Source organism: Stutzerimonas marianensis, assembly GCF_022810315.1.
GTDB lineage: Bacteria > Pseudomonadota > Gammaproteobacteria > Pseudomonadales > Pseudomonadaceae > Stutzerimonas > Stutzerimonas marianensis.
The window spans coordinates 65,851-81,843 of the sequence record NZ_JALGRD010000012.1 but is presented as its reverse complement, the minus strand read 5'-3'; the positions used below and the strand labels follow the sequence as shown (position 1 = coordinate 81,843).

The 15,993-nt window shown below is 60.5% G+C and carries 15 protein-coding genes; 11 read left to right on the top strand and 4 right to left on the bottom strand.

Translation table 11 applies throughout. The annotated features are described in order from the left end of the window. Nucleotides 1–97 precede the first annotated feature (97 nt). The 3 genes from hisG to hisC all read left to right on the top strand — a co-directional run bounded on the left by hisG (nt 98) and on the right by hisC (nt 3,319). A complete protein-coding gene (gene hisG / locus MST27_RS19595) occupies nt 98–727 on the top strand; it encodes an ATP phosphoribosyltransferase (RefSeq protein ID WP_243607602.1) in 630 nt (209 codons plus the stop codon). A 122-nt stretch (nt 728–849) separates the two neighbouring features. Beyond that, complete coding sequence (gene hisD, locus MST27_RS19590; protein ID WP_243607601.1) at nt 850–2,160, top strand: histidinol dehydrogenase; 1,311 nt, start codon at nt 850–852, stop codon at nt 2,158–2,160. Between the two features lie 100 nt (nt 2,161–2,260). After that, nucleotides 2,261–3,319, top strand: coding sequence for a histidinol-phosphate transaminase (gene hisC, locus MST27_RS19585; protein WP_243607600.1), 1,059 nt, complete (start codon nt 2,261–2,263; stop codon nt 3,317–3,319). A gap of 53 nt (nt 3,320–3,372) precedes the next feature. On the opposite strand, the gene algW is transcribed toward hisC, so the two are convergent. Continuing rightward, nucleotides 3,373–4,533 (bottom strand): Do family serine endopeptidase AlgW, encoded by a 1,161-nt coding sequence (gene algW, locus MST27_RS19580; protein WP_243607599.1) that lies wholly within the window; start codon nt 4,531–4,533, stop codon nt 3,373–3,375. A 186-nt stretch (nt 4,534–4,719) separates the two neighbouring features. Here algW and MST27_RS19575 point away from each other — a divergent pair, with 186 nt between their 5' ends. The 3 genes from MST27_RS19575 to cysN all read left to right on the top strand — a co-directional run bounded on the left by MST27_RS19575 (nt 4,720) and on the right by cysN (nt 8,460). After that, nucleotides 4,720–5,478 (top strand): Nif3-like dinuclear metal center hexameric protein, encoded by a 759-nt coding sequence (locus tag MST27_RS19575; protein WP_243607598.1) that lies wholly within the window; start codon nt 4,720–4,722, stop codon nt 5,476–5,478. A gap of 153 nt (nt 5,479–5,631) precedes the next feature. Continuing rightward, the gene (cysD, locus tag MST27_RS19570; protein ID WP_243607597.1) at nt 5,632–6,549 is read left to right on the top strand and encodes a sulfate adenylyltransferase subunit CysD; all 918 of its coding nucleotides are present in this window, start codon (nt 5,632–5,634) and stop codon (nt 6,547–6,549) included. 12 nt (nt 6,550–6,561) lie between these two features. Beyond that, a complete protein-coding gene (gene cysN, locus MST27_RS19565) occupies nt 6,562–8,460 on the top strand; it encodes a sulfate adenylyltransferase subunit CysN (protein ID WP_243607596.1) in 1,899 nt (632 codons plus the stop codon). A 124-nt stretch (nt 8,461–8,584) separates the two neighbouring features. On the opposite strand, the gene MST27_RS19560 is transcribed toward cysN, so the two are convergent. Together MST27_RS19560 and MST27_RS19555 are read right to left on the bottom strand one after the other, a co-directional pair. Beyond that, nucleotides 8,585–9,130 (bottom strand): REP-associated tyrosine transposase, encoded by a 546-nt coding sequence (locus MST27_RS19560; protein WP_243607595.1) that lies wholly within the window; start codon nt 9,128–9,130, stop codon nt 8,585–8,587. A gap of 678 nt (nt 9,131–9,808) precedes the next feature. Beyond that, nucleotides 9,809–10,231: a pilin gene (locus MST27_RS19555; RefSeq protein ID WP_243607594.1), complete on the bottom strand. Its 423-nt coding sequence runs from the start codon at nt 10,229–10,231 to the stop codon at nt 9,809–9,811. Nucleotides 10,232–10,457: 226 nt separating this feature from the next. Here MST27_RS19555 and pilB point away from each other — a divergent pair, with 226 nt between their 5' ends. From pilB to yacG, 5 genes are all read left to right on the top strand, one after another. Further along, complete coding sequence (gene pilB / locus MST27_RS19550) at nt 10,458–12,161, top strand: type IV-A pilus assembly ATPase PilB (RefSeq protein WP_243607593.1); 1,704 nt, start codon at nt 10,458–10,460, stop codon at nt 12,159–12,161. A 1-nt stretch (nt 12,162) separates the two neighbouring features. Further along, a complete protein-coding gene (locus MST27_RS19545; RefSeq protein ID WP_243607592.1) occupies nt 12,163–13,380 on the top strand; it encodes a type II secretion system F family protein in 1,218 nt (405 codons plus the stop codon). Next, nucleotides 13,381–14,250: a prepilin peptidase gene (locus MST27_RS19540; protein ID WP_243607591.1), complete on the top strand. Its 870-nt coding sequence runs from the start codon at nt 13,381–13,383 to the stop codon at nt 14,248–14,250. Between the two features lie 149 nt (nt 14,251–14,399). Then, nucleotides 14,400–15,008, top strand: coding sequence for a dephospho-CoA kinase (gene coaE / locus MST27_RS19535; protein WP_243607590.1), 609 nt, complete (start codon nt 14,400–14,402; stop codon nt 15,006–15,008). Continuing rightward, nucleotides 15,005–15,202, top strand: a complete 198-nt coding sequence (gene yacG, locus MST27_RS19530) for a DNA gyrase inhibitor YacG (protein WP_243607589.1) — start codon at nt 15,005–15,007, stop codon at nt 15,200–15,202. The genes coaE and yacG overlap by 4 nt, the downstream gene beginning before the upstream one ends. Before the next feature lie 3 nt (nt 15,203–15,205). Here the strand turns inward: yacG and MST27_RS19525 are convergent, their stop codons facing one another. Then, nucleotides 15,206–15,898 (bottom strand): energy-coupling factor ABC transporter permease, encoded by a 693-nt coding sequence (locus MST27_RS19525; RefSeq protein ID WP_243607588.1) that lies wholly within the window; start codon nt 15,896–15,898, stop codon nt 15,206–15,208. Nucleotides 15,899–15,993: the final 95 nt, after the last annotated feature.

Here is a 15,993-nt window from a genome sequence, read left to right as displayed (position 1 = left end):
CTTGCCTCACGCTGGCGGCCTCTCGTTGGTTAGCCTGATGGGCGCCCTCTACCGGCCAATCGGCGGTACTTACTAGGTTCAAGGAAATCCTTTGCCCATGCTCACCATTGCCCTGTCCAAAGGCCGCATTCTCGATGACACCCTGCCGTTGCTCGCAGCTGCCGGCATTGAGCCGACCGAGAACCCGGAGAAAAGTCGCAAGCTCATTATCCCGACGACGCAGGACGATGTGCGCCTGCTGATCGTGCGCGCGACGGACGTTCCGACCTATGTCGAGCAGGGGGCGGCCGATCTCGGCGTAGCGGGCAAGGACGTGCTGATGGAGTTCGGCGGGCAGGGCCTGTACGAGCCGTTGGATCTGAAGATCGCCAACTGCAAGCTGATGACGGCGGGCAAGGTAGGCGCGCCTGAGCCGAAGGGGCGCCTGCGAGTGGCGACCAAGTTCGTCAACGTCGCCAAGCGCTACTACGCCGAGCAGGGTCGTCAGGTCGATATCATCAAACTGTACGGCTCGATGGAGCTGGCGCCATTGGTGGGGCTGGCGGACAAGATCATCGACGTGGTCGACACCGGCAATACGCTACGCGCCAACGGTCTCGAGCCGCAGGAGTTGATCGCGATGATCAGCTCGCGCCTGGTGGTCAACAAGGCGTCGATGAAGATGCAGCACGCACGGATCCAGGCGCTGATCGACACCCTGCAGAGAGCGGTCGACCAGCGCGGCTGAGCGTCGCGTCGGCGGACTCGCGGCTATCCGCACCATAGCGAAATTCCCGGGTGCCGGCGCGGTTGGCTTGGTACTCTATCGCGCCTGGACAACCGCTATATGCATTCTTCATGAGGCCTGTTATGACCGCTTCCCTCGACATTCGCCGACTCAACGCCGCTGATCCGGATTTTGCTCGACACCTGGATCATCTGCTGAGCTGGGAAAGCGTGTCCGACGAGGCCGTCAATCAGCGCGTGTTGGATATCATTGCGGCGGTACGAGCCCGTGGCGACGCTGCGCTGGTCGAATTGACCCAGCGCTTCGATGGGCTGGAAGTTGCGTCGATGGCCGATCTGATCCTGCCTCGCGAACGCCTCGAAACCGCACTCGAGCGCATCACACCGGCCCAGCGCGAGGCGCTGGAAGCGGCTGCGGAGCGGGTGCGAAGCTATCATGAACGCCAGAAGCAAGACTCCTGGCGTTACACCGAGCCAGACGGCACGGTGCTCGGCCAGCAGGTCACGCCGCTCGATCGCGCCGGTCTCTATGTGCCGGGCGGCAAGGCCTCGTACCCCTCGTCCGTGCTGATGAACGCCATCCCGGCGAAGGTGGCCGGCGTGCCGGAAGTGGTGATGGTGGTGCCCACGCCTCGGGGCGAGATCAACGAACTGGTCCTGGCGGCGGCGTGCATCGCAGGTGTCGACCGCGTCTTCACCATCGGCGGCGCACAAGCCGTCGCTGCACTGGCCTACGGCACCGAAAGCGTACCGCCAGTAGACAAGATCGTCGGGCCCGGCAACATTTACGTCGCGACCGCCAAGCGCCATGTGTTCGGTAAGGTCGGCATCGATATGATCGCGGGTCCGTCCGAAATTCTGGTGGTTTGCGACGGCCAGACCGATCCCGACTGGATCGCCATGGACTTGTTTTCCCAGGCCGAGCACGACGAAGACGCTCAATCCATTCTGGTCAGTCCGGATGCGGCGTTCCTCGATCGGGTCGCTGAAAGCATCACGCGGCTGCTGCCGACCCTCGAGCGCGCCGATATTGCTCGTGCTTCGATGCAGGGTCGGGGCGCGCTGATTCAGGTCGCGGACATGCAGCAGGCGATTGATGTCGCCAACCGCATCGCGCCGGAACACCTGGAGCTGTCTGTCGCCCAGCCCGAGCAATGGCTACCCCACATTCGTCACGCCGGAGCGATCTTCATGGGTCGCTATACGGCCGAGGCGCTGGGCGACTACTGCGCCGGGCCGAATCACGTTCTGCCGACCTCCGGCACGGCGCGCTTTTCTTCGCCGCTTGGCGTATACGACTTCCAGAAGCGCTCCTCGATCATCCATTGCTCGGCCGACGGCGCGTCCGAACTGGGCAAGATTGCTTCGGTGCTGGCGCGAGGCGAGTCGCTGACGGCACATGCCCGTAGCGCCGAGTATCGGATCAAACCCTGACCTTGCAGGAGCCCCCCTGCGGGCGAGTGGCGCTGAAAGGCATCGCGAGCAAGCGGGCACTGCACAATGTAGATCTCAACGAATTTGAGGAGAGAAGGGCATGAGCAAGTTCTGGAGCCCCTTCGTCAAGGATCTGGTCCCCTACATCCCCGGTGAGCAGCCCAAACTGAGCAAGCTGGTAAAGCTCAACACCAACGAGAACCCCTACGGGCCTTCGCCCAGAGCGGTGGCGGCGATGCAGGCCGAGTTGGGCGAAACGCTGCGGTTGTATCCGGATCCCAGCGGCGACCGGCTCAAACGAGCCGTAGCGGACTACTACGGCGTACGGCCTGAGCAAGTGTTCGTAGGCAACGGTTCCGATGAGGTGCTTGCCCATGCGTTTCACGGGCTGTTCCAGCACCGCGAGCCGCTGCTGTTCCCGGACATCAGCTACAGCTTTTATCCGGTGTACTGTGGGCTCTATGACATCGATTTTCGAGCAATTCCGCTGAATGACGACTTTCAGATCGACGTGGCCGACTACGCGCAGCCCAACGGCGGCATCATTTTTCCCAACCCGAACGCACCCACCGGTTGCCTGCTCGGCCTTGGCGCGATCGAGCGATTGCTGGAAAGCAATTCCGACTCGGTCGTGCTGATCGATGAAGCCTACATCGATTTCGGTGGCGAGTCGGCCATCGCGCTGGTCGACCGCTATGCCAACCTGCTGGTCACCCAGACACTGTCAAAGTCGCGCTCTCTGGCTGGTCTGCGGGTAGGGCTGGCCGTTGGGCATCCTGACCTGATCGAGGCGCTGGAACGCATCAAGAACAGCTTCAACTCCTATCCGCTGGACCGCATCGCCATAGCGGGGGCGGCAGCCGCATTCGAAGATCGCGAGCATTTCGAGCGGACGCGCCGGCAAGTGATCGATAGTCGCGAAACTGTAACCGCTGCGATGGAGGCGCTGGGCTTCGAGGTGCTGCCATCGTCGGCGAACTTCATCTTCGCCCGTCACCCGCAGCGTGACGCGTCGGAGATCGCGGCGAAGCTGCGCGAGCAGGGCGTCATTGTGCGTCATTTCAAAACGGCGCGGATCGACCAGTTCCTGCGCATCACTATCGGCACGCCAGAGCAGAATCAGGTGTTGCTCGATTCGCTGCGTCAACTCCTCGGCTGAACGGGGCACGGCGCCACCCGTTTCGAGGTGGTGCCGTTTGCGACCCTGTCCTGTTATTGCTGAGGGCTCTTTTCCACCAGTGGGCGCATGCCGACCTCGGCGGTCAATGTCAGCGGCTTGCCGTTGCGCAGGATGTCGATATCGATTCGGTCGCCAGGTCGCGCGCGTGCAACCTGATTCATTGAAGAGCGGCCGTCCAGGGCTTGTTCACCGTCGATGCTGAGTATCAGGTCGCCTGGCTGAAGCCCGGCGCGTTCGGCAGGGCCGTCACGATAAACGCCCGCAACGACGATCCCCGGGCGTCCGGCCTGACCGAAGGATTCCGCCAGTTCCTGAGTGAGCGACTGCACTTCGACACCCAGCCAGCCGCGGATCACCTGGCCATGCTCGATGATCGACTTCATCACCTCCATGGCCAATTTCACCGGAATCGCGAAGCCGATGCCCTGCGAACCGCCGGATTCGGAAATGATCGCCGTGTTGATACCGATGAGGTGGCCGGCGGTGTCGACCAGTGCGCCGCCCGAATTGCCGCGGTTGATCGCCGCGTCGGTCTGGATGAAGTCCTCGTAGGTATTCAGGCCGAGCTGATTGCGGCCGGTGGCGCTGATGATTCCCATGGTGACGGTCTGGCCGACGCCGAAGGGGTTGCCAATCGCAAGGGTGACGTCGCCGATACGGATGCTGTCCGAATGGCCGATGGTGATCGCCGGGAGGTTGGCCAGGTCGATCTTCAGGACTGCGAGGTCGGTTTCAGGGTCGCTACCAATCACGCGAGCGAGCGTTTCCCGGCCATCGCGCAGGGCGACGACGATCTGCTCGGCGTTCGCGGTGACGTGATAGTTGGTCAGCAGGTAGCCCTCAGGGCTCATGATCACAGCGGAGCCCAGGCTCGACTCCATGCGGCGCTGACGCGGGAGGCTGTCCCCGTAGAAACGCTGGAACAGCGGGTCGTCCTTGAGCATCGGCTGTTGCGTCGAGCTGTCGATCACCTTGGTGGTGTACAGGTTCGCCACCGCCGGTGCTGCGCCACTGACCGCGCTGGCATAGGAATAAGGACCTTGTCGGGGTGCGCCGCTGGGTGGGGTCTGGTGCAGGGTGTAGTCGGGTTCACTGGCCATGCCGACCAGGTGGGGATAGCGCTGAATGATCAGCAGGGCCAGCAGCAGGCCCACCAGCAACGGCCAGCCGAGAAAACGCAGGGCATTGATCATCGCGATTGAAAATCCGGACAGGTTGCGAGGGGCCAGGGGGCGCCTTTAAGGTGGCGGCATTATACGAAGCTGACGACGAAATGCAGCTTAGTCCACGCGAATCTGGGTGCTTATCCGCACGGCACGATCCCCGATGTAGGCAAGCCGGTTCGGTGTCTGCCCATCAATTCATATGAAGGAGGCCGCATGGCGGTTGCATTGTCGACACTGGTGGCGGAAGCCGATCGCTACCTGAATGTCGGAAAGATCGCTGATTACTGCCCAAACGGGTTGCAGGTCGAAGGCCGCGCTCAGGTACGCCGTATCGTCAGTGGCGTTACGGCGAGCCAGGCGTTGCTCGATGCGGCCGTCGAAGCCGGTGCCGATGCGGTGCTGGTTCATCATGGCTACTTCTGGAAGAACGAAGATCCGCGCGTGCTCGGCATGAAACAGCGCAGGCTCCGAACGCTGCTGCTCCACGATATCAGTTTGTTGGCTTATCACCTGCCGCTGGACGTGCATCCGGAGGTGGGGAACAACATGCAGCTCGCGAAAGTGTTGGGGTTGGTGGCTGAAGGGCCGCTCGAGCCGGATAACCCGCGTTCGGTTGGGTTGGTTGGCGCGCTCGAGGCGCCGCTGACGCCGGCCGAGTTCAAATCCCGCATTCAGCTCGCGCTTGGCCGCGAGCCGCTGATGGTCGAGGGCGCAGCGTCGATTCAGCGTGTCGCCTGGTGCACCGGTGGTGCTCAAGGGTATATCGAGCAGGCGGTGGCGGCGGGTGTCGATGCGTACCTGACGGGGGAGGTGTCGGAGCAGACGGTTCATGTCGCCAGGGAGAACGGCATCAGCTTCTTTGCCGCTGGCCACCACGCGACCGAACGTTACGGTGTGCAAGCGCTCGGCGAATACCTGGCCCGGCAGTTTGCGATCGAGCATCGCTTCATCGACTGCCCGAACCCGGCGTGACTGCCTACCGGATGTCAGTGGGCAGCCCGCGGCGACCGGCATAAAGCTAGAGCATTTAGATCTAAGTAGCCTCCTGATTAGAAGCTAACGTCGTGGTAAAGTGCGCCCTCGTTCCGGCCCGCCGGCCGTCCATCTGCCATTACGTGAGTAGCCATGGTCGACAAACTGACGCATCTGAAACAGCTGGAGGCGGAAAGCATCCACATCATTCGTGAAGTGGCCGCCGAGTTCGATAACCCGGTGATGCTCTATTCCATCGGCAAGGATTCGGCCGTGATGCTGCACCTGGCGCGCAAGGCGTTCTTCCCCGGGCGGCTGCCGTTTCCGGTCATGCACGTCGACACTCGGTGGAAATTTCAGGAGATGTACCGGTTCCGCGAAAAGATGGTCGCGGAGATGGATCTGGACCTCATCACCCACATCAATCCCGATGGGGTCGCGCAGAACATCAATCCGTTCACGCATGGCAGCGCCAAGCATACCGACATCATGAAGACCGAAGGCCTCAAGCAGGCGCTCGACAAACACGGCTTCGACGCCGCCTTCGGTGGTGCCCGCCGCGATGAAGAGAAGTCCCGCGCCAAAGAGCGCGTCTACTCGTTCCGGGATAGTAAGCACCGCTGGGACCCGAAGAACCAGCGCCCCGAGCTGTGGAACGTCTACAACGGCAACGTCAAGAAGGGCGAGTCGATCCGCGTATTCCCACTGTCGAACTGGACCGAGCTGGACATCTGGCAGTACATCTACCTGGAGCAGATTCCGATCGTGCCGCTGTATTTCGCCGCCGAGCGCGAAGTCATCGAGAAAAACGGCACGCTGATCATGATCGACGACGAGCGCATCCTCGAGCACCTCAGCGATGAGGAAAAGGCACGCATCGAAAAGCGCATGGTCCGCTTCCGCACTCTCGGCTGCTACCCGTTGACCGGCGCCGTCGAGTCCACCGCCACGACCCTGCCGGAGATCATCCAGGAGATGCTCCTGACCCGCACCTCCGAGCGCCAGGGCCGCGTCATCGACCACGATGCCACCGGGTCGATGGAAGAAAAGAAACGCCAGGGTTACTTCTAAGGATTACGCACCATGTCTCATCAGTCAGATTTGATCGGCCAGGACATCCTCGCGTACCTGGCGCAGCACGAGCGTAAAGAGCTCCTGCGTTTTCTCACCTGCGGCAACGTGGATGACGGCAAGAGCACCTTGATCGGGCGCCTGCTGCACGACTCCAAGATGATCTACGAAGACCATCTGGAAGCCATTACCCGCGACTCGAAGAAATCCGGCACCACCGGTGACGATGTCGACCTGGCGCTGCTGGTCGACGGCCTTCAGGCCGAGCGCGAGCAGGGCATCACCATCGACGTTGCCTACCGCTATTTCTCCACCGCCAAGCGCAAGTTCATCATCGCTGATACCCCTGGCCATGAGCAGTACACGCGCAACATGGCCACCGGTGCCTCGACCTGCGACCTGGCAATCATCCTCGTCGACGCGCGCTACGGCGTGCAGACGCAGACCAAGCGCCACAGCTTCATTACCTCGCTCCTGGGCATCAAGCACATCGTTGTCGCCATCAACAAGATGGACCTGATGGACTTCGACCAGCAGGTCTTTGAGCGCATCAAGGCTGACTATCTGGCCTTCGCCGAGCGCATCGAGCTGCAGCCGACGTCGCTGCACTTCGTGCCGATGTCCGCTCTCAAGGGCGACAACGTCGTCAACCGCTCCGAGCGTGCGCCCTGGTACGAAGGCCAGTCGCTGATGGAAATTCTCGAGAGCGTCGAGATCGCGGGTGACCGCAACTTCGACGACCTCCGCTTCCCGGTGCAGTACGTCAACCGCCCGAACCTGAACTTCCGTGGTTTTGCCGGCACCCTGGCCAGCGGTGTCGTGCGCAAGGGCGACGAGGTCGTGGTCCTGCCGTCCGGCAAGCGCAGCACCGTCAAATCCATCGTCACCTACGATGGTGAACTGGAGCAGGCGACACCGGGCGAGGCGATCACGCTGACGCTGGAGGACGAAATCGATGTCTCGCGTGGTGACATGCTCGTCCACGCCGACAACCAGCCACGCATCGCCGACGCGTTCGACGCCATGCTGGTGTGGATGGCCGAGGAGCCGATGCTGCCTGGCAAGAAATATGACATCAAGCGCGCCACCAGCTACGTCCCCGGTTCCATCGCCAGCATCACGCACCGCGTGGATGTGAACACCCTGGAGCATGGCCCGGCCAGCAGCCTGCAGCTCAACGAGATCGGGCGGGTAAAGGTCAGCCTGGACGCGCCGATCGCGCTCGATGGCTATGCGCAGAATCGCACGACCGGCGCCTTCATCATCATTGACCGCTTGACCAACGGCACCGTGGGTGCGGGCATGATCATCGCCGATCCGGTGGCTCACGGTGGGTCTGGTCACCATGGTGCGCTCGCGCACGTGTCGACCGACGAGCGCGCGACCCGTTTTGGTCAGCAGCCGGCGACCGTCCTGTTCACCGGGCTTTCCGGCGCGGGCAAGAGCACCCTGGCCTATGCGGTCGAGCGCAAGTTGTTCGACATGGGTCGAGCGGTTTACGTCCTCGACGGCCAGAACCTGCGTCACGACCTCAATAAAGGCCTACCACAGGATCGCGCTGGCCGCACCGAGAACTGGCGCCGCGCTGCGCACGTGGCGCGCCAGTTCAACGAGGCCGGCCTGATCACCCTGGCAGCGTTCGTCGCACCAGATGCCGAGGGCCGTGAACAGGCCAAGGCGCTGATCGGTACTGACCGGACCATCACCGTCTACGTACAGGCCTCTCCACAGGCTTGCCAACAGCGCGACCCGCAGGGGCTTTATGCTGCCGGTGGCGACAACATCCCGGGCGAGTCCTTCCCCTACGATGTGCCGGGCAACGCTGACCTCGTCATTGATACCGAGTCGCTGAGCGTGGAAGAGGGTGCCAAGCAGGTGATTGATTTGCTGCGTAAGCGCGGCGCGATCTAAGCGACCCTTCATTGACGCGAAAACGCCCTGCTAATGCAGGGCGTTTTTGTTTGGGCTGATTTATCGCCATTACAAAGTGCCATGCAACGTAGGTGGATTAGTCGAAGGCGTAATCCGACAGAGGCTATGTGTCACGAGGCCCGCGCTCTGCGCCAGGGACGACAAGCGACGGATCGCCCGCCCAGTCGGCATAGAGTCCCGCACGCACGTCACGATGAAAGCTGGAATAGGGCCAATCGCATACGCGCCGAACCAGGCCGTGCTTGAGTGGATTGACGTGAACGTAATCGACATGCCGACGGAAGTCGCTTTCATCGCGAATCATGCGCTCCCAGTAGCGACGTTGCCAGACACCGCACTCACCTCGTTGCAGGCGCACCGCCGATCGATGTTCGCTAGTAGGCAAGGCGCGGCTGAAGAACGTTTTGATCAGTCGCCACCGCATAGCGTAGTCCGCGTCACCTGGCGGTAGCGTCCAAACACAATGCATGTGCTCGGGGAGCACAACCCAGGCGTCGATGGTAAACGGATGGAGCCGGTGTACCCGCCGGACCGACGCCCGAAACAGATCGATATGCCGCACCAGCAAATCGTTGCCGCGTCGCTCCAGCAGATTCACTATGAAAAACCAGCTCGCCCACGGGACAAGGGCGCGATGGTAGTTAGGCATCCTTGCCTCCAGCGTTGCAGTTGCTTGAAGTGTAGGCGAGATCAATCGCAGCTGATGCGGCCTATTCACGGTAAACAAAAGGCCGATACGCCAATCGATACGCAGGCAACGCAGGTCGGATTAGCCGAAGGCGTAATCCGGCGTTCACGTGGGTGCGTGCTGGTGCGTGTTTGGTTTATTCACGTGCCGATGCGCGGTAACCGACGGAAGCGCCTCCGGCGATTCCATCCTACGAAGCTACAAGTTGATCCGCCTGACCGTATTGGCAATTCGTGCCGATGCATAGAACGAAACCCCGCCCAGATAGGGCGGGGTTTCGGGTTCTGATCAGGCGATGTGTAACCGCGCGGGCTTCACCCACCCTACAGGGCTGCCATTGATTGGCGATGGTTGTCGTTCCATCGTTGGGTTCGGCATGACGTTTATTCCGCGGATTGGGCGGGCAGCGGCGTGGCGGGCGCCATGCGAGAAGTCGAATAACCGTAGGGCGGGTGAATCGCGCCGAAAGCGGGTTGGAGCGACGCGAAACCTCATTATAGGCAGTAAGCATGATTGATCATGTTCCGTCGATGCTCATAAAAACAAAACCCCGCCGGTTAAGGCGGGGTTTTGGGTTCCGGTCAGGCGACGTGTAACCGCGCGGGTTTTACCGACCCTGCGTGGCTACGTTATCAAAAATCACGGAGTGGTAGCTGCCGCCTGTGGGCAAGAGTTTGGCGCAAATTTAGCGTCGCTAGCGCCAGAGGACGCGCATGCCCATGTGCCATCGGCCGCAGTACGAGTCCAGGTCAGAGTTGCCGATGCGACCTGAGTAGGTGCGTTCTGGATGGCACAGGAGATTGTGGTGCCCGTGACGGTAATGTTGCAGTTGTTAGTGCTGGCTTGCAGGCCGACCAAAGCAAGCGTCGGTGTGTCGCCATTATTTACGATCTCTTCAAAAGCCGTACGGCCTGCAGAGATTTCAGCGAGACCCGCCGTCATTTTCGAGCGTGCTTGATAGTCGCTGTACGCCGGCAGAGCAATCGCTGCAAGGATGCCAATGATCGCGACAACGATCATCAATTCAATCAGGGTAAAGCCTTTTTGCATCTGAGCTTTCATGTGTTTCTCCTTGAGATGTTCAGGCAATCAGCCTGATATCGCTATTGCACCCGGCGTGCCAACTTTCTAAGCCCCATATTCTCGCGGGCTTGCGAAACAATGCGAACCATGCACGCTGCCTCGATTCGCGCGCTTCTGACAAAATTTGTCATGTGTTTCGGCGCGGTTTGGCACGCCTGGCTATCTGCGCTATAAGGCGGGCATTAATCCAGACGAATCCTCGCTCATGACCGACAACGTTGCCCTCTCCGGATTGGCCAAGCAGATGGTGCTGGCCGGCCTGCTCGACGACAAAACGGCCCAGCAAGCACACCAGCAAGCCGTGCGAAACAAGCTGTCGCTGGTGACCTATGTGGTCCAGAACAAGCTCGCCAGCGGACGTGCTGTGGCGGAGCTGGCGGCTGACCAGTTCGGCGTGGCCTATATGGACCTCAATGCACTGGACAAGGAAAGCCAGTTAAAGGATGTGGTATCCGAAAAGCTGGCGCGACAGCACCGGGTGCTCCCTTTGGTTAAGCGGGGTCACAAGCTGTTCGTGGCAGTATCCGACCCTACCAACCATCAGGCCGTGACGGATATTCAGTTCAGCACTGGCCTGACGACCGAGGCCATTCTTGTTGAGGATGACAAGCTTGGTATTGCTATTGATAAGTTTTTTGAAAGCGCCACGACGGGGCTGGATGACTTAGAGGACGTTGATCTCGACGGCGTTGACGTCCAGACCGTCTCGGATGACGTGTCCAATGACGATGCCGGAGACGCCGCAGACGATGCTCCGGTCGTCCGCTTCGTCAACAAGATGTTGCTCGACGCCATTCGTGGCGGCTCCTCAGATCTGCACTTCGAGCCTTATGAGAAGGCCTACCGGGTCCGCTTCCGAACCGATGGCATCCTTCACGAGATCGCCCGCCCACCCATCCAGCTCGCGCCTCGTATTTCTGCGCGGCTGAAGGTGATGGCAGGGCTGGATATTTCCGAGCGGCGCAAGCCGCAGGACGGCCGGATCAAGATGAAGCTGTCCAAGACCAAGGCCATCGATTTTCGCGTGAACACCTTGCCAACCTTGTGGGGTGAGAAGATCGTCATGCGGATCCTGGACCCGACCAGTGCGCAGATGGGGATCGACGCACTGGGCTATGAGGAGTCGCAGAAAGAACTCTATATGAATGCTCTTCGCCAACCGCAGGGCATGATCCTGGTAACCGGGCCAACCGGGTCGGGCAAAACCGTATCGCTTTATACCGGCCTCAATATCCTCAACACTGTTGACGTCAATATCTCTACCGCTGAGGACCCGGTCGAAATCAATCTGGAGGGTATCAACCAGGTCAACGTGAATCCCAAGCAGGGTATGGATTTCTCCCAGGCGCTGCGCGCCTTCCTGCGTCAGGATCCGGACATCATCATGGTCGGCGAGATTCGCGACCTGGAAACGGCCGAGATCGCCATCAAGGCGGCGCAGACGGGGCATATGGTGATGTCGACCCTGCACACGAACAGCGCGGCGGAAACCCTGACGCGCCTGCGTAATATGGGCGTACCTGCCTTCAATATCGCGACCTCTGTCAACTTGATCATCGCTCAGCGCCTGGCGCGCAAGCTTTGTGGCAGTTGCAAAAAGGAGGTTGAGGTTCCACGGGATGCGCTGCTGCGTGAAGGCTTTCCGGAAGATCTGATCGGTACGTTCAAAATTTACGGGCCGGTGGGTTGCGAAAACTGCAAGGGCGGATACAAGGGGCGTGTCGGTATTTATGAAGTGGTTAAAAACACGCCCGCTCTGCAGCGCATTATCATGGAGGACGGCAACTCAATCGATATCTCCACCCAGATGCGCAAAGACGGCTTCAACGATCTGCGGGCCTCGGCGTTGCTGAAGGCCATGCAGGGCGTGACCAGCCTGGAAGAAGTGAACCGGGTGACCAAGGACTAACATGGCTCAGAAAGCAATCAAGACCAGCGTATTCACCTGGGAAGGCACGGATCGCAAGGGTTCCCGGGTCAAGGGCGAGCTGAGTGGCGCGAGCCCGGCCCTGGTCAAGGCCCAGCTGCGCAAGCAGGGCGTCAACCCGCTGAAGGTTCGCAAGAAGTCCGTCTCGCTGTTCAGTGCCGGCAAAAAGATCAAGCCGATGGACATCGCCCTGTTCACCCGGCAGATGGCGACCATGATGAAGGCGGGGGTGCCCTTGCTGCAGTCGTTCGACATCATTGGCGAGGGCTTCGATAACCCGAACATGCGCAAGCTGGTCGATGACCTCAAGCAGGAGGTGGCGGCGGGGAACAGCTTCGCCACGGCATTGCGGAAAAAGCCCCAATATTTTGACGACCTATACTGCAATCTAGTCGATTCGGGTGAGCAGTCCGGTGCCTTGGAAACACTGCTGGACCGAGTGGCGACCTATAAGGAAAAGACCGAAGCGCTGAAGGCCAAGATCAAGAAGGCGATGAACTATCCTATCGCTGTGGTACTTGTTGCTGTGATCGTATCTGCAATTCTATTAATTAAGGTAGTACCGCAATTCCAAGAGGTATTCGCCGGCTTTGGTGCAGAGTTGCCCGCCTTTACCCTTATGGTTATAAAAATCTCGGAAATGCTTCAAAAATGGTGGTGGGCTTTGTTGCTAGTATTGTTTGGAGTTGGTGTCGTGTTCAGGCAGGCCCATACTCGATCTGAAAAGTTTCGCAACTCGTTCGATCGGTTCGTGCTTAAGATCCCTGTCGTGGGCGACATCCTCTACAAATCCGCAGTCGCACGCTTCGCCCGAACCCTGTCTACTACTTTCGCCGCCGGTGTACCGCTGGTCGATGCGCTGGATTCAGTCGCCGGCGCGACAGGTAACGTGGTGTTCCGCAACGCGACTGCGAAGGTCAAATCCGACGTTTCCAGCGGCATGCAGCTCAACTTCTCCATGCGCACCACCAATACCTTCCCGAGCATGGCGATCCAGATGACTGCGATCGGCGAGGAGTCAGGTGCGCTGGACGAGATGCTTGCCAAGGTGGCGACCTTCTATGAGGATGAGGTCGACAATATGGTCGATGGCCTCACGGCTCTGATGGAGCCAATGATCATGGCGGTGCTGGGTGTGCTGGTGGGCGGCTTGATCATCGCGATGTACCTGCCAATCTTCCAGTTGGGCTCCGTGGTCTGAATGAGCGTCTTTTCCTTTCTGGCCGGCCATGCGCCGGCCTTTGTTTTCTGTGCGACGGTGCTCGGCCTGCTGGTCGGCAGTTTCCTCAATGTGGTCGTCTATCGTTTGCCGGTCATGATGCAGCGCGAGTGGCGTATGCAGGCCCGTGAGTACCTTGAGTTGCCTGCCGAAGCCGCTGGGGCGCGCTTCAATCTGATGTGGCCGGCGTCGCGATGCCCGCATTGCAACCACCGGATTCGTGCCTGGGAGAACGTGCCGGTGATCAGTTGGCTGGCGCTGCGTGGTAAATGCTCGTCTTGCAGCGCGCCGATTAGCTATCGATATCCCTTGGTGGAACTGGCCTGCGGTGTGCTGTCGGGCTATATCGCCTGGCACTTCGGGTTCACCGTTCAGGCCGGGGCCATGCTGGTTCTGGCCTGGGGGTTGCTGGCGGCGAGCATGATCGATGTCGACCATCAATTGCTACCGGACTCAATCGTTCTACCGCTGCTTTGGCTGGGGCTCATTCTCAACACTCAGGCATTGTTCGCACCGCTGACGGATGCGCTGTGGGGAGCTGTGGCTGGCTATCTCAGCCTCTGGTCGGTGTATTGGCTGTTCAAGCTGATCACCGGCAAGGAGGGGATGGGGTATGGCGACTTCAAGCTCCTGGCGATGCTGGGCGCCTGGGGTGGCTGGCAAGTGTTACCGCTGACCATTCTGTTGTCCTCGGTGGTCGGGGCAGTACTTGGTACTATCACGCTGCGCATGCAAAAGGCTGAGAACGGTACACCCATTCCCTTTGGCCCGTATCTCGCCATCGCCGGATGGATTGCCCTTTTGTGGGGTGAGCAGATCACGGCCGGCTATCTGCGCTTCGCGAATTTCTAGACTTCCTTTTCTAGAGGTGGCCGATTCGGCCGTCTCGTGTCCTCACTGGCCTGGCTTGCCCAGCCGCGCGGCATCTCTCATTCGTCGCGCTTGCATCTCGGCCGCCTAACGGTTTTTACTGCGCGTCGTTTTCAATCGATAGGTGCAGTATGACGCCCTGGATTCTCGGCCTTACGGGAGGTATCGGCAGCGGTAAAAGCGCCGTGGTCGAGCACTTCGGACGGCTCGGCGTGCATTGGGTCGATGCCGATCATGCGGCGCGTTGGGTGGTGGAGCCCGGGCGGCCGGCACTGGCGACCATTGCAGCTCGCTTTGGTGATCAGGTGTTGGCGAGCGACGGCAGCCTGGACCGCGCAGCACTGCGGCGACTGGTGTTCGCTGATCCGGTGCAGCGGCAGTGGCTCGAGCAGTTGTTGCACCCGCTGATCCGTCAGGAGGTGGCCGACAAGCTCGCGCAGGCGCAGTCACCCTACGCGATCATGGTGTCTCCATTACTTATCGAGTCCGGTCAGTATCGGCAGGCGACGCGTGTGCTCGTGGTGGATGTGCCTGAGGCGTTGCAGCTCGAGCGTGCGTCGCGTCGTGATGGCGTGACGGAAGAGCAGATCCGTTCGATCATTGCTGCGCAGGCCCGACGTGAAGAGCGGTTGCGCCATGCCGATGATGTATTGGTCAACGACCGGGACATGTCATGGCTCGCCGCTGAGGTCGAGAGCCTGCACCGTTTCTATCTGACCCTGCGAGGAGGTAAGGCATGAGCATAACCGTTATAGAATGCCCCACCTGTGGCGCGCCGGTCGAGTGGGGCCCGCAGAGCCCGAGCCGGCCGTTCTGCTCCGAACGTTGCAAGCTGATCGATTTGGGGGCATGGGCGGCGGAAGAGCATGCTATTCCCGGCAATGAACTGGAGGATGACCTGTTCTCCGGCGACGTGCCTCCTCGTCAGCATTAATTCTCAGGCGTGCTTGTCGCCGTCGTCCTCTCGTGGGGCTTGCAGGTAGCGCGTTCGGTTGAAGGTTTCCATCCAGTCCGGGTAGAACACCACCAACGCACTGATCACCATGCCATTGATGAAAGCCTCCGGGAACATCACCAGCCAGATATATCCGGCAAAGTCCGCCAGCCAGGGCGGCATCGGATACCGGCCGTCGAAGAGCAGCACCCCGAGGCCTGCCAGTATGCAGAGCAGGGCGGCTAGCCCCGCCGCGAAGAAGCCGGAAAAGAAGATATAGACGAAAAGGTTGCGCGGCTGCGTTCTCTCGACCAGTTGCGCGCAGCACTCCGTCACTGCGACGGGAATCAGCACCAGCAGCACGCCATTGACACCGAGAGACAGCAGATGTTGGTGGCCGGTCACGGTCAGGCCTAGCTGTGCCGTGAAGGCCGCCAGGATTGCCAGTGGCCAGTCCAGTAGCAGTGTGACGGCGGTCAGCCCGATGAAGTGGAATGACAGACCGGAGTCGAAATCCCGACGGACCAGCCAGAGCAGGAAGATCGCCAGGACGGCGCCGAACAGCAGGTGCTGGCGACGCGTATCGCTGAACAGTTCGACCCAGGGCGCTCGAGCACCGGCCCACACGAGGGCGGCCAGATAGAGCAGCCAGCCCAGGAGCAGGCTGGAAGGGGCAAGCAGGTCAGCGGCAATCATTCGGCACTCCTCGACTCGCTGTTCATGTGTCGACAGCAACGGCCCCGCCAACGTGCTGTCGTACGGATTTTATTCCGTCAGTCGTTGGAGCGGGA